17 protein-coding genes are annotated in these 26,147 nt (G+C 73.0%); 8 read left to right on the plus strand and 9 right to left on the minus strand.

Features of this window, described 5'->3' with window-relative positions; genetic code table 11:
- Window positions 1–58: 58 nt before the first annotated feature.
- Both AB852_RS40790 and AB852_RS15640 read left to right on the plus strand, forming a co-directional pair.
- Window positions 59–2,152, plus strand: coding sequence for a caspase family protein (locus AB852_RS40790; RefSeq protein WP_073788496.1), 2,094 nt, complete (start codon window positions 59–61; stop codon window positions 2,150–2,152).
- 175 nt (window positions 2,153–2,327) lie between these two features.
- A complete protein-coding gene (locus tag AB852_RS15640) occupies window positions 2,328–3,338 on the plus strand; it encodes a TerC family protein (protein WP_073788498.1) in 1,011 nt (336 codons plus the stop codon).
- Between the two features lie 113 nt (window positions 3,339–3,451).
- Here the strand turns inward: AB852_RS15640 and AB852_RS39770 are convergent, their stop codons facing one another.
- From AB852_RS39770 to paaK, 5 genes are all read right to left on the minus strand, one after another.
- Window positions 3,452–7,570 (minus strand): CHAT domain-containing protein, encoded by a 4,119-nt coding sequence (locus AB852_RS39770; RefSeq protein ID WP_073788500.1) that lies wholly within the window; start codon window positions 7,568–7,570, stop codon window positions 3,452–3,454.
- A gap of 18 nt (window positions 7,571–7,588) precedes the next feature.
- A complete protein-coding gene (locus AB852_RS15650; protein WP_073788502.1) occupies window positions 7,589–8,257 on the minus strand; it encodes an RES family NAD+ phosphorylase in 669 nt (222 codons plus the stop codon).
- 2 nt (window positions 8,258–8,259) lie between these two features.
- On the minus strand, window positions 8,260–8,940 hold the full coding sequence (locus tag AB852_RS15655; RefSeq protein WP_073788504.1) for a hypothetical protein: 681 nt from the start codon (window positions 8,938–8,940) through the stop codon (window positions 8,260–8,262).
- 67 nt (window positions 8,941–9,007) lie between these two features.
- Window positions 9,008–10,159 carry a macro domain-containing protein gene (locus AB852_RS15660; RefSeq protein ID WP_073788507.1) on the minus strand — a complete coding sequence of 384 codons (1,152 nt, stop codon included), beginning with the start codon at window positions 10,157–10,159 and terminating at the stop codon, window positions 9,008–9,010.
- 293 nt (window positions 10,160–10,452) lie between these two features.
- On the minus strand, window positions 10,453–11,811 hold the full coding sequence (gene paaK, locus AB852_RS15665; protein ID WP_073788509.1) for a phenylacetate--CoA ligase PaaK: 1,359 nt from the start codon (window positions 11,809–11,811) through the stop codon (window positions 10,453–10,455).
- A gap of 448 nt (window positions 11,812–12,259) precedes the next feature.
- Between paaK and AB852_RS15670 the strand changes: the two genes are divergently transcribed.
- Together AB852_RS15670 and AB852_RS15675 are read left to right on the plus strand one after the other, a co-directional pair.
- Entirely contained in the window at window positions 12,260–12,892 is a 633-nt protein-coding gene (locus AB852_RS15670; protein WP_073788511.1) for a GrpB family protein, read from the plus strand.
- A 262-nt stretch (window positions 12,893–13,154) separates the two neighbouring features.
- Entirely contained in the window at window positions 13,155–13,652 is a 498-nt protein-coding gene (locus tag AB852_RS15675; RefSeq protein WP_073788513.1) for a hypothetical protein, read from the plus strand.
- Window positions 13,653–13,843: 191 nt separating this feature from the next.
- On the opposite strand, the gene AB852_RS15680 is transcribed toward AB852_RS15675, so the two are convergent.
- Both AB852_RS15680 and AB852_RS15685 read right to left on the minus strand, forming a co-directional pair.
- On the minus strand, window positions 13,844–16,603 hold the full coding sequence (locus tag AB852_RS15680) for a SpoIIE family protein phosphatase (protein ID WP_425444171.1): 2,760 nt from the start codon (window positions 16,601–16,603) through the stop codon (window positions 13,844–13,846).
- A 126-nt stretch (window positions 16,604–16,729) separates the two neighbouring features.
- Window positions 16,730–17,782, minus strand: a complete 1,053-nt coding sequence (locus AB852_RS15685; RefSeq protein ID WP_073788515.1) for a helix-turn-helix transcriptional regulator — start codon at window positions 17,780–17,782, stop codon at window positions 16,730–16,732.
- A 434-nt stretch (window positions 17,783–18,216) separates the two neighbouring features.
- Between AB852_RS15685 and AB852_RS15690 the strand changes: the two genes are divergently transcribed.
- Window positions 18,217–19,389, plus strand: a complete 1,173-nt coding sequence (locus tag AB852_RS15690; RefSeq protein WP_073788517.1) for a S8 family peptidase — start codon at window positions 18,217–18,219, stop codon at window positions 19,387–19,389.
- A 128-nt stretch (window positions 19,390–19,517) separates the two neighbouring features.
- Here the strand turns inward: AB852_RS15690 and AB852_RS15695 are convergent, their stop codons facing one another.
- The gene (locus AB852_RS15695) at window positions 19,518–20,981 is read right to left on the minus strand and encodes a PucR family transcriptional regulator (protein ID WP_073788520.1); all 1,464 of its coding nucleotides are present in this window, start codon (window positions 20,979–20,981) and stop codon (window positions 19,518–19,520) included.
- A gap of 137 nt (window positions 20,982–21,118) precedes the next feature.
- Here AB852_RS15695 and AB852_RS15700 point away from each other — a divergent pair, with 137 nt between their 5' ends.
- The 3 genes from AB852_RS15700 to AB852_RS15710 all read left to right on the plus strand — a co-directional run bounded on the left by AB852_RS15700 (window position 21,119) and on the right by AB852_RS15710 (window position 25,169).
- Window positions 21,119–22,696, plus strand: coding sequence for an aldehyde dehydrogenase family protein (locus AB852_RS15700; RefSeq protein ID WP_079184637.1), 1,578 nt, complete (start codon window positions 21,119–21,121; stop codon window positions 22,694–22,696).
- Window positions 22,693–23,856 (plus strand): CaiB/BaiF CoA transferase family protein, encoded by a 1,164-nt coding sequence (locus tag AB852_RS15705; protein ID WP_073788524.1) that lies wholly within the window; start codon window positions 22,693–22,695, stop codon window positions 23,854–23,856. Before AB852_RS15700 ends, AB852_RS15705 begins: the two co-directional genes overlap by 4 nt.
- A gap of 104 nt (window positions 23,857–23,960) precedes the next feature.
- Entirely contained in the window at window positions 23,961–25,169 is a 1,209-nt protein-coding gene (locus AB852_RS15710; protein ID WP_073788526.1) for an acyl-CoA dehydrogenase family protein, read from the plus strand.
- Between the two features lie 190 nt (window positions 25,170–25,359).
- Here the strand turns inward: AB852_RS15710 and AB852_RS15715 are convergent, their stop codons facing one another.
- Window positions 25,360–25,995, minus strand: a complete 636-nt coding sequence (locus AB852_RS15715; RefSeq protein ID WP_107499246.1) for a helix-turn-helix domain-containing protein — start codon at window positions 25,993–25,995, stop codon at window positions 25,360–25,362.
- Between the last annotated feature and the right edge of the window lie 152 nt (window positions 25,996–26,147).

Consider the following 26,147-nt stretch of genomic DNA (forward strand, 5'->3'; position numbering starts at 1 on the left):
CAGTTGACGCCCAAGGGTGCGCCGCTCGTCGAGCGGGAGGGCTGACAGACTCTCCGGTATGACGACGATTCATTCCCTCCTGGTGGGCATCGACGACTACCCGGCGGGGGTGGCACCGCGGTTGGGCGGATGTCTCAACGACATCGCCGGGGTCCGTCGTCTGCTGGCGGGGCGGGTGCCGGTGCCGGGCCCGCGGGTGCTGCTCGACCGGGAGGCGACCGTCGAAGCGGTCGAGCACGGCATCCGTGATGGGCTGGGTGAAGCGGGGCCCGGGGACACCGCGTTGTTCTGGTTCTCCGGGCACGGCACCGAGGCGCGGGCCCACGGGGCGGATCTGCTGATCGAGGCGACGGGACACAATCAGGCCCTGGTCTGCGCGGACGGTCCGCTGCCGGACAAACGGCTGCGGGCACTTCTCGACGGGGTCGCCGCACGCGGCGCCCATGTGGTGGCGGTCCTCGACTGCTGCTTCGCCGGCGGGGCGACCCGTGACACGGGGCTGACGGCCCGGTTCGCGCCCGCGCGGGACGAATGGGCCTCTGCGGCACCCGTGTCGGCGCGCGAGGCGGTCCCGTCTCGTCCGGCCGGGCCGCCGGGCCGGGGTGAGGTGCTGCTGCTGGCGGCGAGCCGCGCGTACCAGCCGGCCCACGAGGCCTTCTTCGACGGGCGTCGGCACGGGGTGTTCACGCACGCGGTGCTCGGCGTGGTCCGGGAGGCGCCGCCGGGCCTCACCTACCGGGAGGTGCTGTCCGCCGCCGACGCCCGGGTGCAGTGTTCGGGTGGCCTCCAGCAGCCGGTCCTCTTTCCCCCCGGGCCGGGCGGGGTGGCCGATCTGCCGTTCCTGACGGACGGCGTCGCGAGGGCGGACGGCGCGCATCTGCTGCGCCACGGGGCGGCGGGCTGGGAGGTCGACTGCGGGGCCGGGCACGGGCTGGGCGAGGGTGCCGCGGCGGGGGCCGCCGCAGCGGAGTTCGCCGTGGTGGATCGCGCCGTGGCGGACGGGGGTCCGGCGGAGGCGGAGCGGTCGGGGCCGGACGCGGCGACGGGGGACGTGCCCGCCGGGCCCGGGCCCACCCGCACCGGGGGCGGCCCGGCGTCGGGGAACTCCCGACCCGGCAGGCTCCTCACCGCGCGTACCGTGCTGGCGGACCGTACCCTGGTCGATCCGGTGGGCTGGGCCCCGGCTCCCGGGCAGGTCTACCCGGTGGCTCTCACCGCGCTGAACCTGCCCGCCGCGACGGTCACCGTCGTCCCGGCGGACGCCCCGGCCTCGGGTCCACCGGGCGGCTTCGAAGACGCCCTGGCACGGGCGCTCGCCACGGCCGGGCCCGGCGGTGGCCCCTCGCCGCTCCTGCGGTCGGTCCCCGACCCCCGGGACGCGGGCGATCTGCACTTCCGCCTGGAGGTACGGGGAAGCGCCGTACATGTCCTGCGCCGCGACGGCAGCCGTTTCGTCGCTCCGTTGCCGCTGTCCGCGCCCGGGGACGTACGGCGGATCGTCGACTGTCTGACCCATCTGACGCGCTGGCACCGGCTCCGGGACCTGACGCCACGCCCCTCGCCGCTCGACGGGCTGGTGCGGGTCGAGGTCGGCCCCTGGGGAGCACCGTCCGACCGGCTCCTCGTCCCGGACGGCAGCGGGGAGATCGTCTGCGCGTACACGCCGCCGGCCGCCGGCCGTGGTGACGCGCCACAGCCACCGCTGCTGTCCGTACGGCTGCACAACCGCTCACCGGACCGGACCCTGTGGTGTCTGCTGCTCGACCTGACGGACGGATACGCCGGCCATTCGACGCTCTACCCGGGGCACTTCATCGCCCCGGGGCACACCGGGCACGCCCTGGACGGGGAGCCCGTACGGTTCTCCCTGCCCGTGGGCCGCCCTCCGGTGCCGGGGGCGGAGGCGCGGGACTGGCTCAAGCTGATCGTCGCCGAGTGCGAGCTCAACACGGTGCCGTTCCATCTCCCGGCCTGGGCAGCCGGGTCGGCGGGCTCCCGGATGTCCGCCCCGGACGGCCGTGACGGTGTCCTGCGCTTCTCGCAGGCCCCGCCGCAGCCGGGTACGAGGGACCTGACGGCGGTCAACACCCGACCGTACGGCCACTGGACGACACGTACCCTCGCGCTGCGCACCGTCGTGCCGACTCCCTGACACCGACCGGCGATCGCGGCTTGCGTGCTCACCCGCGCCCCATGACCGTGCGACGGCGGCCGTCAATGGCCCTTGAAATCGGGTGCTTCGCACGCCGGTTTACTCCCGCCATACCAACTCTTGGCCTACCCAGTACTGTTGTCGGTTCGCGCTACAGCTACGGGAGGGAAAAGAGTTGGACGCCTCGATGACCATGTGGGTAATCACAGTCGCCACACTGCTGATACTCATCGCGGCCGATTTCTTCATCGGCGGGCGCAAACCACACGAAGTCTCGATGAAGGAGGCGGGCACCTGGTCGATCGTCTGGCTCGCCCTCGCCGTGCTCTTCGGTACCGGACTGGCCGTCCTGGGTCACGGACAGGCGTCCGGTGAGTTCTTCGCGGGCTACATCACCGAGAAATCGCTCAGCGTCGACAATCTGTTCGTGTTCGTGCTGATCATGGCGAAGTTCTCGGTCCCCACGATCTATCAGCAGCGCGTGCTGATGATCGGTGTGCTGCTCGCGCTGGCGCTGCGCGCGGTCTTCATCGCCCTGGGCGCCGCCGCGATCAACCAGTTCGCCTGGGTCTTCTACCTCTTCGGCGCCTTCCTCATCTACACCGCCTGGAAGTTCATCCAGGAGGCGCGCACGGACGAGGACGACGACGACTGGGAGGAGGGCCGTCTGCTCAAGGCTGTTCAGCGACGGGTACCTTCCACCTCCGAGTGGCACGGCACGCGGATGTTCGTCCGCGAGAACGGCAAGAAGCTCGCCACGCCGATGCTGATCGTCATGGTGGCGATCGGCCTCACGGATCTGCTCTTCGCGGTGGACTCCATCCCGGCGATCTTCGGACTGACCCAGGATCCGTACATCGTGTTCACGGCGAACGCCTTCGCACTGATGGGCCTGCGGCAGCTGTACTTCCTCATCGTCGGGCTGCTGAAGAAGCTGGTCCACCTGTCGTACGGGCTGTCGGCCATCCTCGGTTTCATCGGCGTGAAGCTGGTCCTGCACGGTGTCCACGAAACGACGAGCCTGCATGTGCCGGAGATCTCCACCCCGGTCTCCCTGGCCGTCATCGGCGGTGTGCTGGCCATCACCACGGTCACCAGCGTGATGGCGTCGAGGAAGGCGGGCACGAAGAATCCCAGCACCGCCGACCAGCGGGAACCGGCCGGGAATACGGACACCCAAGGCTGAGCCCCGGGGCGCTCGCGAAGTCGGGGCGGCCCTGTGGATGTGCGGGCCACGAGGGTGTGACGACGTTCGCCTCCGTGACATGGTCAGTCGGGCGAACGTCGCCTGACGCGCCGTCAGCGGCCCAGGTGCGTGAACCCCGCCCACGCGCTCAGGTCGTCCGGATCGACCCGCGCCGCCCGCGCGGCCAGCTCATCGGGGAGGCTGCCGGGCGGCTGCCGGTCCAGCCCCAGCATCCACAGCTGGGCCCGTCGCAACGCCCTTGCCGGAGGCTCCTGTTCACGGCTGAGGAAGTAGTGGGTCAGGAGCATCAGCACCGAGGTCGCCTCGTCCGGGACCGGCCACAGGGAGCCCACCACCGAGCGGGCGCCCGCCACCAGGAACGCGGTCGCCAGCGTGAACGCCTCGTTGTCCCCGTGCCCCGAGACATTGCTGCGGCACGCGGCCAGCAGCACCAGGGCGGGACCGGCGGAGCCCGTGCCGCCTCCCGCCGCGGTGAGGTCCTCGGCGAACAGGTCGCCGCCGTGCAGGGAGAGCCCCGCGCTGCGCCGGGCGTTGTCGGTGACCGAGGCATGGCAGGCCAGATGCAGTACCCCGTCCCGGCTGCCGCTCCCCCGCAGCCAGTCGAGCACCTCGTCCGGCGTCCCGGCACCTTCCGCCGCCCCGCCGCGGCGCCGCCCCACGAACGTTCCGTCCGGGTAGAACAGGCGCTGGACGGCGTCCGCCTCCTCCCCCGCGTACACCAGGTCCCCGGTCGGGTCACCGACGACCAGGGCGTCTCCCGCCCGTGCGGCGGCGGGTCGGGCGGCGACCTCGCAGAGCAACCGGGCGGACGCGGCGTACGAGAGGTCCGCGTCCTGAAGCGCGTAGCGGCGGCGGCCCCCGGCGGCCGGGCGGTACGCGGCGTGCCAGGGGACGAGCCCGAGCTTTCCCATCGGGACGAGGACGAGCCTCGGGACGCGGTCCGGGCGGCCGGGTGCGCTGAAGGCGTCGAGCAGCGGTCTCATGGCGGCGTACCACGCCCAGCCGCACAACCGGTCGAGCTGCCGACGCAGTTCGGGACCGCCGGATGGCCGGCCGGCCGCAGGGCCGGGGCCGCCCGGTGCACCGGGCACCGGTCCCAGGTCCCGGCCGCCACCGGGGACCGGGGCGTACTGCGCGAGCGGACCGGCCTGTTCGTCGAGTGCGGGCAGCGGCAGGACGTGCGTCTCACCGCCGGCGGTGACCACGACGGCCGAGCCGCTTCCCTCGTCCGACGTGGGCACCAGGTAGACCAGCGCGTCCCGGCCGAGGGTGCGCAGCGCTTCGGCGACGGCGGCGATGCCGGGCGGGTCGAGGAGCCGGTCACCGGAGTCGGTCGCGTCCGCCCGCAGCGCGGTGAGCACGCGGCGGCGCAGCGCGCTGGGGATGTCCCCCTCGCCGCCGCTTCGGAACGCGCCCGTGCCGCCCGCCCCGGTTCCGGCCGCGCGCCATTCGTCGGCCAGTTCGCCGAGACCGGCGGCGGCCAGCCGCTGCGGCACGGTCCTGGAGGTGGTGGCGGCGTGCAGGGCGAGTCCCCGGCAGGCTTCCAGCGCTTCGACGGCGGATTCGAGGGCGCCTTCCCGCAGTGCCCACGAGGCGACTTCGAGTGCTTCGGCGGTGGCCTCGGCGACGGCCTCGGCGGCATGGACCGTGGCGGACTGGAGGAGCGCGGCCCAGGCGTAACCGCGCAGCCCGTCGAGGCCCAGGGCCAGGGCCCTGGGCCGGTCCTGGGCAGCCGTGCGAGGCCGGCGGGAGGCCCGCTCCCGGTAGGCGCGGGCCAGCCCGAGCGCGGCGGAGGGCCGCAGCCGGTGCTCGGGCCCGCCGGTGGCCGCGTGGCACTCCTCGTAGAGGCCGATCGCCAGCTCCAGGTGCTCGTCCCGCTCGGCGGGGACGCGGAGCAGACGGGCCAGGGCGTCGTGGGCGGCGGCCAGCAGACCGGTGTACCGCAGGTACGACGGCGGATCGGACCGGGACAGCTCACGTGCCTCCTCGATCAGCTCCCGCGCCTCGGCGAGCGCCTCCACGTCCTCGTCCCGCACGGCGAAGGCCATACGGCCCACAGCGCTGTCGCCCAGGATCCAGGCACGGTGACCGGGAGGGAAGGAGAGAGTGGACCGGCGGAGTTCCTCGACGGTGGGCGGGTCGGGCAGCGTCGAGGGCGCGGCGCCGAGGCGCAAGGCGAGTCCCTCACGTCTCAGGATCATGCCGGTGAGATGCACCCAGATCTCCGCCCGGGCGGGATCGTCCGGTGCCAGCCCGGCACGGAGGGCGGCGGTCCGCGCGACGCACCGGTCCACCGCCGGGAGGTCCGCGCGCCGAACCGCTTCCCGCACCTGGAGGTACAGGTGCCCGGTCTCGATCAGCGTCGCCAGGTGCGGTGCCAGAGCGCGGTTGTCCAGCAGTCTCCGATGGATCTCGCCCACCGCCTCCAGGTCGTCGGCGGAGCCGTCCTCCTGACCCCGGTGCAGCCGGGCCACCAGACCGATGAGCTCGTCCGTGTAGTTGTCCGCTTCGCCGGAGGCCGGTCCGCCCAGCCCGGCCAGCTCCAGATGGGCGACGACCTCGTCCATCCCCCGCCCACGGCCCCGCCGCTCGTACTGGAGCAGCACGAAGCCCACGATCCGGTGTGCGTAGCGCTGCCAGACAGGGTCGTCCTTGTCCGTCTCCAGGATCGCCTCGATGAGCGTGTCGCGCTGCTCCTCGCTGACCATTGCCGCGTCAGGGTCCGCGATGAGCGCCGCGTTCAGCAGTTGCGCCGCGGCTTGCGCGCGGTCCCGGCCGCCCTGCTCCATCTCGCACCAGGACGCGTAGAGCAGGGCGAAGTCGTCTTCCCTGCGCTGCTGTCCCAGCAGTCCCGCGAACATCCCGGGAAGGTCGGGGTGCGCGTCGCCGAAGAACGGGCGGGCCGTCCCGTTCTCGGCCTTCTCCGCCCATTCGGCCATGAGAGCTCTGGCCCGCTCGTCGCTGAGGGCGCCGATGGCCGTCTCGTCCTGAGGCGTCAGCTGTCCGCGGTGCTCCAGCATCGTCCGGGCCCAGACCTGGAGCTGTTCCGCCAGGTCGGCCGTCTCAGGGTCCTCCGGCTCCTCCGCCAGTGCCAGGGTCGCCGCGCGTCCCGTCTCCCTGGCCCGTTCCGGGTCCTGGTCGCGGTAGTAGCGGATCTGCTGGAAGGCGGCCAGCACCAACAGCCGCTGGGGCTTGGCCGGATCACGGCCGGGTGGCGTCTCCCGTACCAGCCGCCGCACCATGGCTATGGCCCGGTCCTGCTGCTCGCCGTCGGTCTCCCTGCCCGCTCTTTCGAAGAGCACGCTCGCGAAGGCGTGCAGGAAGAAGGGTTCCAGCCGGTCCTCCGTGCCCGGCTCCGCCAGCAGCCTGCCCACGTCCGCCATCGCGGCCTCGCCGTGCGTCTGGTCCTTCCAGATCAGATAGACGCAGCAGTGCACGGCGGCGATCCGGATCTCCGCTTCCCAGGCCCATGTCCCGGTGTCCGCTCCGGTGTCCCGGGCCAGGGCGAACGCTTTCTCCAACGCCTGCTGTGCCGCTTCCAGTTCGGCGCGGTCCTGGGCGGTCGATCCGGCCGCGAACAGGGCGAGGCCCAGTCCGTACCAGCTGAGGGCCAGTTCCTCCGTCGGCGGTGGCATGCTCAGCGCGGCCCGGTAGTGGGTGACCGCGCTCCGCGCCGCCCTGACATCGGCCGTCATCCGGTGACGTTCCAGGAAGAGACAGCCCTGGCCCTGGTGGAGTGCGAGCAGGGTGCCGGGCTCACTGGACGGGTCCTCCTGCGGGGTCCGCGCCCATGGTTCGGCCTCGGTGTGCCGCCGGAGCGCTTCGTCGAGCAGCGCCGTGCGTTCCTCGACGCTCCTCCCCCGGCCCGCCTCGTAGCGGAGCCGTGCGGCGTTCGCCAGCAGGAGGTGTGCGACCGTACGGGCCCCGTCCTGTTCCCCGTCGTCGTCCGGGAGTGCGTCGAGGCCCTCGCTGAGCAGGTTCCAGGTGTGGCGCAGCAGCGGTGCCGTGGGCTGTTCGTCGTACTGGAAGCAGCGCAGATGGCCGAACATGACGCGCCACACGGGCCAGGGCCCGTCGTCGCCCGGTTCCTCGAAGGCCTCCTCGAACTCCTCGGTCGCCCGGACGAGCAGCGCGGGGTCGAAGGTCTCGCAGTAGCTCCGGTACGCGGCTTCCGCGGCCGTGGCGTGGGCGATCGCGTTCTTTTGGGACATCGGGGCGCCTCCCGGCTTTCAGGGACGGCCGTCGGCCGGGGGGAGTTGGACATGGTAGGGCTGGAGCACGGAGTTGAGCCACTGCTCGCCGTGCGGTGTACCGAAGTCCACCGGGTCACCGGCCGCCGCCTTCAGCACGTCCGGCGGGCAGCGGTCCTCGAAGAGGATCACCGTGCGCTCACCGGGTTCCCGCTTCGAGGACCAGAGCAGCCCTTGGGCACCGGGGCCGGTGTGGTGGCGGATCCAGTGGGCCCAGTCGCGGGTGTACGGGTACTCGTGGGCCTCCGTCTGGACGAGCCAGCTGTCCTGGTGGACGGCTGCCAGGTCCTGGGCCGTGGTCAGGGAGATCAGGGTGACATCGGTGGTCAGCAGCAGGGTGGAGAGCCGTCGGCCCGCGACCGCGACACGGGGGACGAGCCGCGGAGCGCCCGACGGGTCGAACGGTATGCCACGCAGCAGGGTCTCGCAGACGGCGGTGGCCGCCGCGAGCCCCGCGTAGAGGTATCCGTACCGGTCGCAGGCGGTGGAGTCGAAGCGGCCGCCCCCGTACAGACAGTGCGCGGGGACCGGGTTGAAGCCCTCCGGGGCCCGGTGTGCGGCGTGCACCCGGTACAGCCGCGTACCGGCGGCCAGCTGGACCTCGGTGGGGGCCCCGGACAAGCCGGCGGGCGGGCGGTATCTCGGCACGGCTACTCCTGCTCTGCCAACATTCGTACGGTGTCCAGGAGTTGCTGCTCGTCGGCGGTCCCGATGAGCGTCTCGGGACGGGCGTCGAGCCGGGCGTCGGCGGAGAGCCACCAGTCCGCCGCGCCCCAGGGGTCACGGTCCGCGGCCAGGATCTCGTTGACGGCGAGCACGATCGGCCGGGGCCGGTGTGCCGCGGTGAACTGGAGGCTCGGCAGCCGCACGGCTCCTCCTCTGCCGCGCAGCCGGATCAGCGCCGGGACGAAGGGGTCGGTGCCACCCAGCAGCACGGTGTCCAGGTCCAGGGCGGGAGCGGCCAGCAGGCGTTCGCGTACCGGGCCCAGCAGGGGGCCCACCATCCGGTGACCGTCGATCAGCAGGACGGCCAGGTCCTCGGCGGTGAAGCCGAGGTGGGTGACGCTCTCCGCGGCGGCGCCGGGCGGCGGCGCGGTGAGGGTGAGACGTGCCTGCTGTTCGCCGCCGAACAGTTCGGGAAGCCGCTCGGCGAGCAGGTCCACGGCGGCCAGCGCGGCTTCGTGCCGCTGCCGCCCGGTGTGCCGGCCCCGGTCGTCGTGGCGCGCCCGGGCCAGCAGCGCGGCCAGCCGCTCCCGCGGTGCCGGGCCGAGTGCTCCGGCGATCCGCTCCCACTGCTCGGCGGCGGCGGCGAGTACCGCATACGGATTCACTGCGTTCCCTGTTCCCTGTCCACTGGTGGGTCGTTCATCGGTGGGTCACCGGCAGGTCATCGGCGGGTCACTGGTGGGTCCTGCTCGGCGGTCCGGTGAGAAGTCGTTCCACAAGATCCGCGTTGGCGTGCCTACGCATCACGAAGTGGACCTCCCACGGCGCTCCGCGCGCCAGTTCCGCCTCGACCGCGGGCCACAGCGCACCGAAGCTCTCCAGCGGTGAGAGGCCACCGCGACCGGCGCCGAGGAGCGGCAGACAGAGGGAACGCAGCGGCGGGTCATGGTCGTCGGCCTCCCGGGCGAGGAGGGCGAAGGCGGCGGCCACGGAGCGGGTGACCACCGTGGGCGGGACGTCGTAGTCGTTGCTGTCGGGACGCGGGACGGCCACGGCCGCGTGGTACAGCCGTCGTATCCCCTGTTCGCCCAGTGCGCCGGCCGAGGTGGCGGCGACGGTTCCCGGCAGGGCCGCCCGGCCCGGCATTCCGTTCCGGGCGGCCCACCCCCACAACTCGTCGTGGACGGAGTCCTCGACGAGTCCCCCCGTAGGGTCCTTGCGTGCTCCCGCGCGTCGCAGGGTGGCGGCGACCGACGACTTGAAGGGCGCGGGCAGCGCGAAGTAGGTGTTGCACGGCGAGACCACGACGTCGATGTCCCGCAGCAGGTCCACCGAGTGGGTGTGCACCGTCACGGTGGTGCGGCGGCCGTGCACGAGCGGATGGAGCGTGCGGTGCGAGGCGGCGAGTCCGGGGAGCGCCACCGGTACGGCGCCGGGATCGGGGCGTTGCCCGTCCGCGGGGGCCGTTCCGGTCACGGACGCGGTGGCGGTGGCGGTGGCGGCGATGAGAAGGATGCGCTCCGCGATCTGACCCAGCACCATCAACTCGTGGTGCTTGCGGAACCGTTCGATGCTGACCCCGTACACCTGCGCGGCCCGGCGCCGGCGGTCGGCGGCCGGCCAGTCCCGGGTGCCCGCGGCGAGTCCGAGACTGTACTCGGCGGCGGTCTGCAAGGTGCCCCCGCCGATGCCCGCGACGGCGGTCCGCAGCAACTGCTCCACCGTGGCGGGACCCGTCGCGGTCCCGGCGTGACCCGGCCGGTGCACGATCCGGGAGAGCTCGGGAGTGCTGAGCGAGCGCAGTCCCACGACCCCGGCCCGTCTCACCATCCGCACCTCCGCCAGTACCGCCCCGTGTTCGGGCAAGGGAAAGGAGTGCGCCATGGCGGCAACAGTGTCACCCGCGCTCACCACGTCACAAGCCCGTTCGCTCCCTCCATTACACAGGTCGGGCTGGGCACGCCCCGGTCGTTCCCGGGTCGTTTCCGGGTAGGGGCCGTTCGCGGCGCCGCCGTCGGGAGGTGCGGGGCATGCGCTGGTCCGGCGCCCGGGCGGTCCGGCTCAGCCGCTCCGGCATGCGGGCGGTCCGGCATCCGCACGGTCCAGGTCCGGCATCCGGGCGCCGGTAATCACTCCCCGCGGAGGTCACGCCCCTCACCGGACACCGTCCGCGCCGGTCACTCCCCGCGGAGGTCCTTGACCCGGCGGAGCTTCCCGAGCGAGCGTTCCAGGGTCTCGGGCGGGACGATCCGCGCCTCGACGGTGACTCCCACCCCGTCCTTGACCCCTTGGACGATGGACCGGGCGGCGGCCTCCCGCTGCCCGGGGCCGGCCTGGGGCCGCGCCTCGACCAGGACGGTCATATGGTCCATCCGGTCCCGGCGGGTCAGCTCGATCCGGAAGTGCGGTGCGACGCCGGGGGTGCGCAGCACGATCTCCTCGATCTGGCTGGGGAAGACGTTCACCCCGCGCAGGATGATCATGTCGTCGCAGCGGCCGGTGATCTTCTCGATCCGGCGGAAGGCGGGCCTTGCGGTGCCGGGCAGCAGCCGGGTCAGGTCGCGGGTGCGGTAGCGGACGACCGGCAGCGCCTCCTTGGTGAGCGAGGTGAGGACGAGTTCGCCTTCCTCGCCGTCGGGGAGCACCGCGCCGGTGAGCGGGTCGACCACCTCGGGGTAGAAGTGGTCCTCCCACACATGCAGTCCGTCCTTGGTCTCCACGCACTCCTGCGCGACGCCGGGACCGATCACCTCGGACAGACCGTATATGTCGACGGCGTGGATGCCCGCGCGTTCCTCGATCTCGCGGCGCATCTCCTCCGTCCACGGCTCCGCGCCGAAGATGCCCACCTCCAGGGAGCTGGTACGCGGATCGATCCCCTGCTTCTCGAACTCGTCGAGCAAGGTGAGCATGTAGGACGGGGTGATCATGATGATCTCGGGCCGGAAGTCCTGGATGATCCGCACCTGGCGTGCCGTCATACCGCCGGAGGCCGGGATCACGGTGCATCCGGCCCGCTCGGCCCCGTAGTGCGCGCCGAGACCTCCGGTGAACAGGCCGTAGCCGTAGGAGATGTGCGCCTTGTGGCCGGGGCGGCCACCGGCCGCCCGGATGGAACGGGCCATCACATCCGCCCAGACGGACAGGTCGTTGTCCGTGTATCCCACGACGGTGGGGCGGCCGGTGGTGCCGCTGGAGGCGTGCACGCGCCGGACATCGGCCATCGGGACGGCGAACATCCCGAACGGATAGGTGTCCCGCAGATCGGCCTTCGTGGTGAAGGGGAAGCGGGACAGGTCACCGAGGGAACGGCAGTCGCCGGGCCCTGTCCCGGCCTCGTCGAACTTCGCGCGGTACAGCTCGACGTTGTCGTAGGCGTGGCGCAGCGTGGACCGCAGCCGGTCGAGCTGGAGTTCCTCCAGCTGCCGACGGGTCAGCCGCTCGGCGTCGTCCAGCAGGCCGGGAGGAATCACCTCGCCCCGCTTGCCGCCGGACGGGCGGCCCGGGGGCACCGAGGCCGTCGGTTCGCTGCTCATCGCGACTCCTTCGTCGTCGTGCCCGGTGTCCTGGTCACCGCCGTACCTTCACCACGCGCCGCGGTGTCTCCCGCCGGGCCCCGGGGCAGCCGGTCTCCCCCGGGCCGCCGCTCCCCCGCCGGACCGACGGTCCACGCCAACGACCCGACCGACCATTCGGTCACCGTGCGCCACGCCCAGTAATCCAGCCACCCCGCCGCCTGTCAAGGGTGGCCCGTCGGGGACATGCGACGGACAGCCACTCCCGTGCCGTCGCACGGACGGGGCAAGGCGGCGGGCAGCCCGGCCGACCGCCGCGCGCTGCCGGGCGGGGGCGGCGGACACCGGCACGACCCGTCCGGTCCGGTCCGGTCCGCGTGCCGGAACGGCGGCGTCCGCCGGCGGCGCATGGAGCAATTACCCTCTGATCCAGTGAAGTTGCCGCACCATCGAGACGGGACGAACAGCCATGACGGATCAGGAACGACACGAGCAGGAGATTCCTCGTGTCCCGATGACCGACGAGGAGATCGAAGCGGCGAACCTCGAAACAGCTCCTCGGCTCGACAGCGCTGTCCAACTGAAGGAGTACACCCCCGAATGGGCCACGGGGTTCGAGGAGGAAGCCGCCCGGATGAGCGAAGGGCTGGACGGACTGCCCCACCAGGTCGAGCACACCGGTTCCACCTCGGTACCCGGGCTGCCCGCCAAACCGGTCATCGACATCCTGCTGATCGTCCCGGACTCGGCGGACGAGTCCGCCTACGTGCCCGCCCTGGAGGCCATCGGTTACACGCTCGCGATCCGGGAGCCCGACTGGTACGAGCATCGCGTCCTGCGCAAGCCCGCTCCCGCCCCCGGCGCCGAGTCGGCCAATCTGCATGTGCTCTCCACCGGCTGCCCCGAGATCGCCCGTATGCTCCTGTTCCGCGACTGGCTGCGCACCCATACCGATGAACGGGACCTCTACGCCCGGACCAAGCAGGACCTCGCACGGCGGACATGGACGTACATGCAGCACTACGCCGACGCGAAGAGCGAAGTCATCGCGGCGATCCTCGAACGCGCGGACCGGGGCACAGCGGCGCACCGCGAAAGCTGAACCCCCTGTCCCCGCCTTCGGCAGCCCTTTCGGCTCATGGGTGATGCCGGTTCGCCGCGGGGACGGACCCTCCCCACCCTCCCCCGTTCTTCGTCACCCGCACATGGCTGCGTCCCAGTGGCCACGTCCGTAACACCAGTCGTCCGGACCCGCCTCGCACCGGCGACGAGCAGGGATTTCGCGGGTCACGAAACGGGCACTCCACCCACCCCTGGGCATGCCCCGCTCGATGATGGCCCCACGCCAATCCCTGGGGGGGACCATGGACACCCGCACCGCCGTCGCCACGATCGCCGCGCTACTGCTCTCGACGCTTGCCGCATGCGGCAACGACGGCCCCGACAAGACCACGATCCTGCCGCTGAGAACCACCAGCCCGGCCCCCATGCCCTCACCAGTCCACGACTTCGAGGACTGTCAGGCCCTCCTCGACCGCGCCTACCAGGCCGACGACGTCCGGGACGTGTCCGGGGAACCCGAGTGCGAGGCCCTGACGGCCGCCGAGTACCGGGAGGCCGTGGCCGCCGTACTCACGGAGCACAAGGACGAGATCCTGGCGTACGAGCCCACGCACACCGACAAGGCCGTCTGGGATGTCGCGTGGGAGGCGATCGGGCCCGCGCAGCGGAAGCGGATCTGCCGGGAGATCGAGGCGACAGGGGCGGAAGCCGTGGGCGTCGACCTCGCGGACGGTTCGGCCGGCCGGGGCGAGAACGAGGGGATCGCGCAGGCCGAGTACTACGAGAACGAGAAGTGCTGAGCGGCGGGTGGGCGTGACGGCGTCCCGGTCCGGCGTTCCGGTCGACGGGTGACGGGTGACGGGCGGATCGGCGTGGCGGGTCCGGCGGCGTCGGAAGCGGCGTTGCCGGCGGCTGCGGCGGAGGCACTGTCGGACCGGGCGCGGCCCTCGTCCCGGACGGTCCCATGGGGCCGCCGGGGCCGGGGTCCGCGTCAGATGTCGTCCAGGCCGAGCAGGTCGTCGAAGACGGCCGGCGGGGTCCCCGTGGGGTGGATCGCCTGTTCCGTCCACAGCACCTTGCCGGTGGCGGTGTATCGGGTGCCCCACCGGTCGGCCAGCTGGGCCACGAGGAACAGGCCGCGTCCGCCCTCGTCGGTCAGCGCGGCGCGGCGCAGATGCGGGGCGGTGCTGCTGCCGTCGGAGACCTCGCAGATGAGACCGGCGCCGTGGATCAGCCGTACGGTGATGGGCTGAGTGGCGTAGCGGATGGCGTTGGTGATGAGTTCGCTGAGGATCAGTTCGGCGGTGAAGGCGATGTCGTCGAGGCCCCAGGCCGCCAACTGGCGCGCGCACGCGTTGCGGGTCACGGCGACGGCCGCGGGGTCGGACGGCACCTCCCACTGCGCCACCGAGTCCGGGTCCAGCGGGCGGGTGCGGGCCACCATCAGGGCGATGTCGTCGCCCGGGTCCTCGGGCAGCATGGCGTCGAGGATCTCCTGGCAGGTCTCCTCCGGTCCGAGGCCCGCCCTGCCCGTGACGGCGGTCCGCAGGAGGGCGAGCCCCGCGTCGATGTCGCGGCGCCGGTCCTCGACCAGGCCGTCGGTGTAGAGGATGAGCCGGGCCCCCTCGGGCAGCTGGATCTGGGTGCTCTCCACCGGGAGCCCGCCGCCCGCTCCCAGAGGCGGTGAGGGGGAGAGCCGGGGGTAGTACGCCGTGCCGTCGGGGAGGGCCACGAGCGGTGGGGGGTGTCCCGCGGCGGCCAGGGAGCAGCTTCCGGTGATCGGGTCGTAGACGGCGTACAGGCAGGTCGCTCCGGTGACGTCATGGCTCTGTTCGTCGGTGGTCCGGTCCTGGTCCATCTGCTCCACCAGCTCGTCCAGATGGCTGAGGATCTCGTCCGGGGCGAGGTCGAGGGAGGAGAAGTTGTGCACGGCTGTCCGCAGTCGCCCCATGGTGGCGGCGGCGTGCAGACCGTGGCCGACCACATCGCCGACGACGAGGGCGACCCGGGCGCCGGGCAGGGGGATGACGTCGAACCAGTCGCCTCCGACCCCCGCCTGGGCGGGCAGATAGCGGGTCGCCACCTCCAGGGCGGTCTGGACGGGCAGACCGCGCGGCATGAGGCTGCGTTGCAACGTCACTGCCACGGAGTGCTCCTTGGTGTACCGGCGGGCGTTGTCGATGCAGACCGCCGCCCGTGCGGTGAGTTCCTCGGCGAGGGCGAGATCGTCGTCCTCGAACGGTTCGGGCTTCTCCGAACGCCAGAAGCTGGCCACGCCCAGCACCACCCCGCGCGCCGAGAGCGGGGCGCTGATCAGGGAATGGATGCCGTAGTCGACGATGCGCCGCGCGCGCTCGGGGTCCTGGGCGTGCCAGCCCGCGGCCCGGCGCAGATCGGGTTCGACGACGGCACGGCCGCTGGAGAGCCCCTGCGCCTGGGGGGTGGAGCTCACGAGCCGGATCAGCCGCCCCCGGGGATAGAGCGGGTGGTCGTCCCGGACGCCCGTGACGGCGGTGCGCCGCAGGACCCGTTCGGTGCCCTGGAGCTCGTCGCCGCGCAGGACGGGTTCCGCCAGGTCGACGGTGGCGAAGTCGGCGAACCGGGGTACGGCGGTCTCGGCGAGTTCCTGGGCGGTGCGCGGGACTTCCAGGGTGGTTCCGACATGTACGGAGGCGTCGTAGAGCACCCCCAGCCGGCGCCGTGCCGCGTCGGCGCTGCTGGAGAGGGCGAGCAGTTCGGTGGAGTCGCGCAGGGTGGCGACGCTGCCGTCCGGGCCGTGGCGCGAGGTGGGGCGCTGGTTGACCGCCAGCAGCCGTCCGCCCGCCTCGTGCATCTCGTCGGCGACGGCCCGGCCCGACGACAGGAGTTCGGCGACGCCGCCGGAGAGACCGAGGTCCGTCACCTTCCGGCCTTCGGAGCCCGGCGGGAGTTCGAGCAGCCGCTGGGCCTCGTCGTTGGCCAGGACCAGCCTTCGCTCCCGGTCGACGATGACCACGCCTTCCTTGACCGCGTGGAGCACGGCGTCGTGGTGGTCGTACAGACGGGTGATCTCGGCCGGGCCGAGTCCGTGTGTCTGGCGCAGCAGCCGTCTGCTGAGCAGGGCCGCGCCGGCCGTGGAGACGGCCACCGCACCGACGACGCCGCCGATGACCAGCGGCAACTGGTCGGCGGCGGCGCTGCTGACCTCGGCGATGGTGACGCCCGCACCGACGGCGCCGACCACGGTCCCGCCGCGGTTCCTGACGGGGACGTAGGCCCGGATCTGCGGTCCGAGCGTGCCCACCCGCTCCTCGACGACCGTGTGTCCGGCGAGGAGCGGGGTGATGTCCCGGGAGCTGGGCTTGCCGATACGGTCCGGAAGGGGATGGGTGTAGCGCAGGCCGTCGCGTCCCACGACGACCACGAAGTCCACGTCCGAGCCCTTCCGGGCGGCTTCGGCGCCGGGCTGGAGCAGGGCCGTGGGATCGGACGACTCCAGGGCGGGAGCGACACCCGGGGAGTTGGCGAAGCCCTGGGCGACGGCGAGCGAGCGGCTGGCGGCCTCCTGCTCGCTCTCCCGCTGGGCGAGGAGCAGCAGCAGTGCGACGGCTCCGGCGGCCAGCAGCACCACGACGACGAGTTGCAGGACGAACATCTGACCGACGACGCTGCGCACCCCGAGGACCGAGCGTCCGCGCGGGCCTTGGTCACGAGCGGCACCGGAGTCATGGGTGTGCTCCTGCGGAGTGGACGAGCCCCTTGACACTGCCATGTCGCATTTCTACAGGTTCGACGTCTCTTCGCCTCATAGGTCGGGCTCCGCGTATCGGGACGGCGCCGGTGATCATCGTCGGCGGGCGCGGTCACGCGGACGGGAAGCGGGCCCGTCGTGGCTGTGTCAGGAGCCGTCCAGCAGGCCGAGCCGGGCCGCGCGCACCCCCGCCGCGAAGCGGCTCTCGGCGCCGAGTCTGCGGACCAGGGCGGCGAGCAGTCGGCGCAGGGTGCGCTCCGAGCAGCCCAGTCGGCGCGCGATCGCCTCGTCCTTGGCGCCGGAGGCGAGGAGGGCCAGTATCTCCCGCTCCCTCGGGGTCCACTCCTCGGCCGGTTCGCCGCGGCCCGTCTCCCTCCCGTAGGGCAGCGAGACGTCCCAGTGGTGCTCGAAGACCCGGGCGAAGCACAGGGCGAGCCGGGTGCTGTGGAACAGGATGTCCTCGGGCGGTCCGGCCCCGTCCTCGGCGAGGTGCAGCGCGAGGACGGTCGTCCGGCGGTCGACGATGTTGAGCTGGAGGGGCACGGCGGCGGCGAGCCGGATCTCCGCGCCGTGGTCGGACAGCGCGGTCAGGAAGCGGGAGGCACCGGGCCTGCGCGCGGCACCGGCCGAGACGAGCAGCCGGATCGTGACGCCGCGGGCGAGCATCGCCAGGTCCGCCTCCAGGCTGTCCGCCAGATCCTCGGGCTCGGGGAAGGTGCCGCGCATGCAGAGGAGTTCGCCCTGGCACAGGACGTCCAGGTCGTACAGACGCTGGCGGAGCCGGGCGCGGTCGGTGAAGTACTCGGCCTCGACGGTCATGCGTCCGGACGTCTGAGGGTCGGCCACCAGGCGCAGCAGGCCCTGGACGGCGTCCAGACCGCGGTGGAACTGGCCGAGTTGGCGGCGCTGCTCGGCGACCAGTTCATGGAGCACCCGCTCCGGTGAGTTCGCGTGCCGCCGGTCCCGGTCGACGAGCCGCCGCGCGGTGAGCCAGTCCAGGATGTCCCCGGGCAGGACGTCCAAGGCGTCACCGCCGCGGTTGCGCTCCCGTCGGGCGGCCCTTCCCCCGGCTGTCCCCGGCCCGTCCCCGGCGTCCGCCCCGGTCCCGCCCGGCGCCGCCCCGTCCGGCGCGGACCCGGAGGAGGCGGGCGCGCTCCGGTGCGCGGCAGCGGCGTTCGTGGGCGACTCGTCGACGGCCATGGCCCGAACACTAACGGAGGCAGATCCCTTGGTCAGGGCCCTCGCGTTCGGCCGGGGCCGGGGGCCGCCGTGTCCGCAAAGGGTCACGCCTGTTTCGGCCGGGTCAACACATGGTTGACGCCGGTATGTTGTCGGCACACCCGGCGGCAACGGTGCTCCGGCGGGCGGTGATCCCGCCCGTGGACGTTCCGTGCCGGGTGGCCGGGGGTCCTGCGATGGGCACAGGCGATCCGGCACCGGTGGCCCTCCACCCCGCTCGGTCCGTGCGCCGCGCGGTCGCTCACCGCGTCGCTCACGCGGTGGGACGTGCCACCTCCCGCCGCCCCGTCCCGCGTCACGCGGCCCGGACCCCACGTCCGGATGAACGGGGTGCGCTCCGTACACACCCGGCCCGCGGCACAGTGCGGCCGGACCCAGAAAGGTGCACCCTCCACATGCGCAGAACCCACCTCGGCGTCCTCACCGTCGGAGCGATAGGTCTCGCCGTCCCGCTGACCCTGATACCGGGGGTCGGCTCGGCCGCCCCGGTGGCCGATCCGACCCCGGCGGTCAAGGTCGCCGAAGCTCCGGCCGGCAAGGAGATCAAGGGACGCTACATCGTCACCCTCAAGTCCGGCGCCGACCCGACCGGCATCGCGGAGAAGCGGTCGATCGACACCGCGTACGTGTACGACAAGGTCATCAACGGCTTCGCCGCGGAGCTGACGCCCGGCCAGCTGAAGGCGTTGCGTGGTGACGCGCGTGTCCTCGCCATCGAGGAGGACCAGATCGTCACCAGCACCGCGACGCAGAACAACCCGTCCTACGGTCTGGACCGGATAGACCAGCGCAGCGGACGTGACAACAAGTACAACTACGGCAGCACGGGTGCCGGTGTCACCGCGTACGTCATCGACTCGGGTATCGACGCGACCCACCCGGAGTTCGGCGGCCGGGCCCGTAGCGCCTTCGACGCCCTCGGCGGCAACGGCCGGGACTGCAACGGTCACGGCACCCATGTCGCGGGCACCATCGGCGGCTCGACGTACGGGGTGGCGAAGGGGGTGCAGCTGCGCGGGGTGCGGGTGCTCAACTGCCAGAACAGCGGTGCCAACTCCGCCATCATCGCGGGATTCGACTGGGTCCGGCAGAACGCGGTGAAGCCCGCGGTCGCCAACGCCTCCCTCGGCGGCGGTTTCTCCACCGCCCTCAACAACGCGGCCACCGCCCTGGCCCGCTCCGGGGTGCACACCACGATCTCGGCGATGAACAACAACCAGGACGCCTGCAACTACTCCCCGGCGAGCGCTCAGGACGCCCTGGCGATCGCCGCTTCGGACTCCGGCGACTCCAAGGCCGGATTCAGCAACTACGGCCGGTGCACCGACCTCTACGCCCCCGGGGTGAACATCGTCTCCGCCCGGGCCGGTGGCGGCACCACCACCATGAGCGGTACGTCGATGGCCGCGCCGCACGTGGCCGGGGTGGCGGCGCTCTACAAGGCGGTCAACGGCGACGCCCCGAGCACCACGGTCAACAACTGGATCATCAGCAACAGCACGGCCAACGCGATCCGCGGCAATGTCAGCGGTACCCCGAACCGGCTGCTGTTCAAGTCCACCCTCTGAGTCACCCCTGACCCGGGTGGCGATCGCGACGCCACCCGGGTCCCGGGCCGGTCCGCACCACCGGTCGGCGGTCTGCGGGCCGGGGCCCACCGTGGGTCACGGCTGTTCCGCCCGCTGACGACGGCCCGTCAGGCGAGGCCGGCCGCCCGGAGGGCCAGCCAGGTGCGGCTCGCCGTGTCCGGGTCGTCGAGGTCCGCGTCCATCAGCCGGGCGGCGGTCGCGATGCGGTTCCGCAGGGTGTTGCGGTGGACACCGAGGTCGGCGGCGGCGCGCTCCCAGTGGCCCCGATGGCGCAGATAAGCGACGACGGCACCGGCCAGATCGGCGCGCCGGTAGCCGAGGACCGGGTCCAGCGAGGGAGCCGCGGCAGTGCCGTCGTCGGCCAGGTCGCGCGAGGTGCCCGGCGGGACAGCGGCCAGGGTGCGGCTGAGCGCCGGGAGCTGCCGGTGCAGCTCGGCCGCGGCGGCCGGAAGGCCCAGCACGGCCCTGGCGCCGGGAAGCCGTTCCGTGGTCAGCCGCCGCACGGCGGCCCGCAGCGCCTGTGTGTCGTCCGGTCCGGCCAGGACCCAGAGCTCGTCCGGCTCGGCCACGGCCAGCAGTTGCCTGCCGGGGCCGACCGCCGGTTCGAGTACGTCGAGCACCTCGTCGGCACCACCGGTGAGCCCGGCCACGGCGAACAGCCGGACCCGGGCGGGGATCGCGGGCAGACCGAGGTCGGCGCCCAGGGACCGGGCCGCGTCGAGATGGCCGCTCAGCACCAGCCGGGCCACACAGGCGCGCGCGGTGCGTGCCGCCGCGACACCCCGGCGCCGCTGTTCGCTCTGGAGGGCGAGCAGCGCGCACGCGGTCAGGACGAGCTGTCTGTCGGGGGCCTTCATGGGGCGGGGGCAGCCGGTGGCGACGAAGCCGCTCAGCGGCCCGCGTCCGGTCAGCGGATGCAGCACGACGTCGTCGTCCCCCAGCGGGAACGTCGCGGAGGAGTGCGGGCCCGCCACCCGCAGCCGGGCGACCTCCGCGGCGATCCGCCGGGCGCTGGAGCGGTGTTCGCGCGGCCAGACCGCCACCACCTCGCCCTGCGGGGTGAGCTGGGCCGCCCAGCCCTCCACCGCGTCGGCGAGGGTGCGCACCACGGCGCGGACGGGCTCGGGTCCGGCCGCCGAGCGGATCAGTTCGCGGTGCGCGCCGAGAGCGGCGCTCAGCTGCTCGTGCCCGGCGGCGGCGGTCAGTGACCAGTAGGTGCGCGCGATGGTGAGGAACGGGGTGGGGGCGGGGACCGCGCACAGCGGCAGCCCGGCGCTCTCGCACGCCTCGACGAGGGTCCCGGGGACGGTGGTGTGCACGGGCCCGAGCCCGATGCCGAGCGCGGCGACACCACGGGCCGCCAGCCGCGCGGTGTACGCGCGGGCCTGCGCCGTCTGGCCGGTGAGCCCCATACCGGTGGTGAGCAGGAGTTCCCCGCCGGTGAGATAGGGCGTCGGGTCGGTCAGCTCGCTGACGTGGACGCCGGTGATGTCCAGCGGGGGCGCGAGCGCGGGGGTGACGGGTTCGAGGTCGGCCCCCAGCAGGCGTACGAGGTCGTCGAGCGCGGGCATGGGGCTCTCCCGGTGTCGGGTGCTGTGCGCTTCGCACAGCTTCCGGCCATTCTCGGATGGAACGTACAGGGATTTCCAGGGCCTTCGGCACCTAGTTTCGACAGCACCAGCGACCCGCCCATGGAAGGACGTCCCCGATGTCCCCTGCTGCTGTCCCCCCGGCCGAGGTGAATCGCGGTGCGGAGCCCGGGGCCGAGGTGAGCCGTGATCCGCGCACAGGCGCCGCGACCGCCGGGCCGCCCGCCACCGCGCCCGCGGAGCTGTCCGCCCTGCTCGCCGCCGCCGCGCGGGACGCGCACGAGATCGCCGCGACCGCCCCCGCCGTACGGGCGGCGTGGCTCACGGCCGTCGCGGACGCGCTGGTGGAGCACACCGATGAGCTGACCGCGCTCGCCGAGGCCGAGACCGCGCTGGGCACGGACCGGTTGCGCGGCGAGGTGGGCCGCGCGGCCGCGCAGTCCCGTTTCTACGGGTCGGTCGCCGTGGAGGGCGGCTGGCTCGGTGTCCGGATCGACGGACCGGCGACGACCGGTTCGGTGGAGCTGCGGCGGATCAACCGGCCGCTGGGCCCGGTGGCGGTGTTCGGCGCGGGGAACTTCCCGTTCGCGTTCGGGGTCGCCGGGCACGACACCGCGTCCGCCCTGGCCGCCGGGTGCCCCGTACTGGTCAAGGCGCACCCCGCGCATCCCCTGCTGAGCGCGCGGCTCGGCGTCCTGGTCTCGGCCGCGCTGCGTGGCGCGGGGGCTCCGGCGGGGGCGTTCGCCCTGGTCACCGGCTTCGACACGGGACTCGCCCTGGTGGACGCGCCCGAAGTGGCGGCCGTGGCCTTCACCGGTTCGCAGAGCGGCGGCACCGCGCTCGTCGAGCGGGCGGCCAGCCGCCCGGTACCGGTGCCCGTCTTCGCCGAGATGGGGACCGTCAATCCGGCGGTTCTGACCCCCGCCGCGGCCGCTGACCGGGCCGGGCTGACGGCCGCTGCGGACGGCTTCACCGGGTCGTTCACCCTGGGGCAGGGCCAGTTCTGCACCAAACCCGGTCTGCTGCTGGCCCCCGCGGGCAGCGGCGCGGCGGAGGCGGTCGCGGCGGCGCTGAAGGGCGTACGGCCCGGGTGGCTGCTGACCGAGGGGATCGCCGAGGCGTACCGGCGGGGTGTCGCCGATCTGCTGGCCGCGGGGGCGGAGCGGGTGGCCACCGTGGCGCCGTCCGAGGAGGGGTTCGCCGCCGCGCCGACGGTCCTGTCCGCACCCGCGCGGGCGCTGCGGCCCGGCTCACGGCTGCTGGCGGAGTGCTTCGGCCCAGTGGCACTGGTCGTGGAGTACGACGGCACGGCCGGTCTGCGCGAGGCGCTGGACACGCTCCAGCCGTCGCTCGCCGCCTCCGTGATCTCCTGCGGCCCGGCGGACCCCGACCTGCCGTGGCTCGTGGAGCGTCTGGCGGGGCGCACCGGGCGGGTGGTCGTCGACGGCTGGCCGACAGGGGTGGCGACCTCCTGGGCGCAGCAGCACGGCGGTCCCTGGCCCGCGACCAGCAGGCCGGACGCCACCAGTGTCGGGGCGGGGGCGCTGGACCGCTTCACCCGGCCGGTCGCCTATCAGAACGTGCCGCGGGCGGCCCTGCCCGAGGCGCTGCGCGACGGCAATCCCTGGCATGTGGTCCGGCGGCTGGACGGGGTGCCGGTGGCGGCGGCTCCCGCCGGGACGGGGGCCGGGGCGTGAGCGGGCCGCTGGACGGGATACTGGTCGCGGACTTCAGCCGGGTGCTGGCCGGGCCGCTGTGCACGATGACCCTGGCGGATCTGGGGGCGACGGTCGTCAAGGTGGAGCGGCCCGGTTCCGGCGACGACACCCGTGCGTGGGGGCCGCCCTGGTCGGCCACGTCCACGACGTACTTCGACAGCGTCAACCGCTCCAAGCTGGGCATCGCCCTCGATCTGACCGACGACACCGACCGCGCGCTCGGGCAGGAACTGGCCCACCGCGCCGATGTGGTGGTGGAGAACTTCCGTACCGGCTCACTGGACCGGCTGGGTCTCGGCTACGAGCGGGTGTCCGCCGTCAATCCCGGGGTCGTGTACTGCTCGATCACCGGGTTCGGCGGTGGCGCGGGTGCCGGGCTGCTGGGTTACGACTTCGTCGTCCAGGCCGTCGGCGGACTGATGAGCGTCACCGGCGAGACGGACGGCGACCCGGCGAAGGCCGGTGTGGCGCTGGTCGACGTACTGACCGGCAAGGACGCCGTGATCGGTGTCCTCGCGGCGCTGGCTGGCCGGGCCCGGACCGGACGCGGCTGCCGGGTGGAGGTCGATCTGCTGTCCAGCCTGCTGGGCTCCCTGGTGAACCAGGCCCAGGGCTTCCTGGAGACCGGCCGGCCGCCAGGGCGGATGGGCAATCGCCATCCCTCCATCGCCCCTTACGAGACGCTGCGCTGCCGTGACGGACTGCTGGCGGTCGCCTGCGGCAACGACGGCCAGTTCGCCCGGCTGGCCACCGCGCTCGGCGCGGCGGCACTGGCCGACGACGCGCGGTTCCGTACGAACGCCGCCCGGGTCGGGCACCGCGAGGAGCTGGTGGCGGCGCTGGAGGAACGACTCGCGCACGGCGACGCCGCCGACTGGCAGACACGGCTCACCGGGGCGGGGGTCCCGGCCGGGAGGGTCGGCACGATCGCCGACGGATTCGCGCTCGCCGAGGAGCTGGGCCTGTCCCCCACCGTGGCCCCGGCCGGCGGGGGGACGCCCACGGTCCGGCACCCGGTCACGTACTCCACCGGGCCGGTCCGCGAACCCTCGCCACCGCCCCGGCTGGACGAGCACGGCGACGCGGTACGCGCCTGGCTCGCCGGACCGGGAGGTGAGCCGCTTCCCAGCAGCGGCTGACCCGCCTCCGCCGCCCTCCCGAACCTCCGGGACCGCCGTCGCACCGCACCGCCCGTCCCCGTACCCGACCACCGGCCCAGCTCCGCGTCCGAAAGGCAGGACCCATGTCCACCGCATCCGGCAGAACGTCCGGCGCCGTCCGCGCCAAGTCCGATCCGCTCGACCTGGCGGGCATCGACGACATGCTCAGCCCCGAGGAGAAGGCGGTCCGGGCGGCCGTCCGGCAGGTCTGCGACACGGCCGTGGACCCCTATGTCGCCGAATGGTTCGAGAAGGGCGAGCTGCCCGCCATCCGGGAACTCGCCAAGGAACTCGGTGGTCTCGGCCTGCTCGGTATGCATCTGGAGGGCTACGGGTGCGCCGGGATGAGCGCCGTCGACTACGGGCTCGCCTGTATGGAGTTGGAGGCCAGCGACTCGGGCATCCGTTCCCTGGTCAGTGTCCAGGGCTCGCTGGCGATGTACGCGATCCGGCAGCACGGCAGCGAGGAGCAGAAGCGGCGCTGGCTGCCGCCCATGGCCGCCGGTGAGGCGATCGGCTGTTTCGGTCTGACCGAGCCCGACCACGGCTCCGATCCGGCCGGGATGCTCACCCGCGCCGTCCGGGACGGCGGTGACTGGGTCCTCGACGGCCGCAAGATGTGGATCACCAACGGTTCCGTCGCGGATGTGGCGGTGGTGTGGGCCCGGGCCGAGGAAGGGGTGCGCGGCTTCGTGGTGCCGACCGACACCCCCGGTTTCTCCGCCCCGCTGATCAAGCACAAGCTGTCGCTGCGGGCGTCGGTCACCAGTGAACTCGTCCTGGACGGGGTCCGGTTGCCCGGGGACGCGATGCTGCCGGAGGTGCGGGGGCTGCGCGGCCCGCTGTCCTGTCTGAACGAGGCGCGCTACGGCATCGTCTGGGGCGCGATGGGTGCCGCGCGCAGTTCGCTGGCGGCCGCCCTGGAGTACGCGGGACAGCGCACGCAGTTCGGCAAGGCGATCGCGGGCTTCCAGCTCACCCAGGAGAAGCTGGCCCATATGGCGGTGGAGCTGACGTGCGGCACCCTGCTCGCCCTGCATCTGGGACGGCGCAAGGACGGTCCGGGTCTGCGCCCCGAGCAGGTCAGCATGGGCAAGCTCAACAACGTGAACAAGGCGCTCGACATCTGCCGCAGCGCCCGCACGGTCCTGGGCGCCAACGGGATCTCGCTGGAGTACCCGGTGATCCGCCATATGGCCAACCTGGAGTCGGTCCTGACGTACGAGGGCACCCCGGAGATGCACAAGCTCGTCATCGGCCAGGCCATGACCGGACTGCCCGCCTTCCGGTAGGGAGCACCCGCCGCGGCCGAAGGCCCGGTGGGCGTGGTCGATCACCCACGTCCACCGGGCCTTCGGTGCGTGCGCGTACGCCCGTTGTCGGTAGCGGGCAGCGGGGTCGCGGCGGTCTCGGTGCGGCCGTCCCCTCACCGGGGCTGCCGGTCCGCCGTTCGGCGGGAGTCGCCCGTCGGGTGGTCGCCGGTCAGCGGGCCGGGGGCCGGGCCGTGTTCTGGCGGTAGCGCCGTTGCTGGCAGGCGCGTGAGCAGTACTTGCGGCGGCGGCCCCGCGCCGGTTGGGGGACGGGGCTCGCGCAGACATCGCAGCGAACGGAGACCGTCGCCGGGGTTTCGTCACGGGGCGGCGGCATTTCATCACGCTTGCCACGGCGGGGGATGGACTGCGCCGCGGCGACGAGTCCGGGGGTGGCGACGCGCCCGCGTGGTGTCTGGTCGATCAGTTCGCCGTCGAGGTCCGGGCATTGGCCGACGATGTCGTCGTCCGGGCATCCCAGCAGGTGCAGCAGATACGCGTGCGCGCTCCGCAACTGCCTGATCTTCTCCTCGATCAGCCCGGCCTGGCCCTTCACCGTGCGCTGCCAGTGCTGGTTCCTGCCACCGGCGGTCACGACGGCGGCCTGGTCGAGCGGCATCGTGCCGACCACGCAGCACAGATACGCCAGACCGATGCGGCGGAGTTCGGTCTCGGTATAGGTCCGTCGCCCGTTGACGCGCGGCGGTTCGGGGAGCACGTGCTGCGACTCCCACCATCGCAGGGTCGACGGCGCGAGGCCGTAGAGGGCCGCCGCCTGGCCGATCGAGACACCGACTGGATCGCTCATGCGCTCATTTGACATCAAGTGACCTTGAAGACTCAAGATTGAGGTGAGGTTAGGCATGCCTTACCGCACCCCAGGGTGACGGTGGAGGCTGCGTCGAGATCCATGGGGCCGTAGGACCGGCGACGGTGCCGGCGGCCCCCGGGGAGGAAGAG

Source organism: Streptomyces uncialis, from assembly GCF_001905345.1.
Taxonomy (GTDB): domain Bacteria; phylum Actinomycetota; class Actinomycetes; order Streptomycetales; family Streptomycetaceae; genus Streptomyces; species Streptomyces uncialis.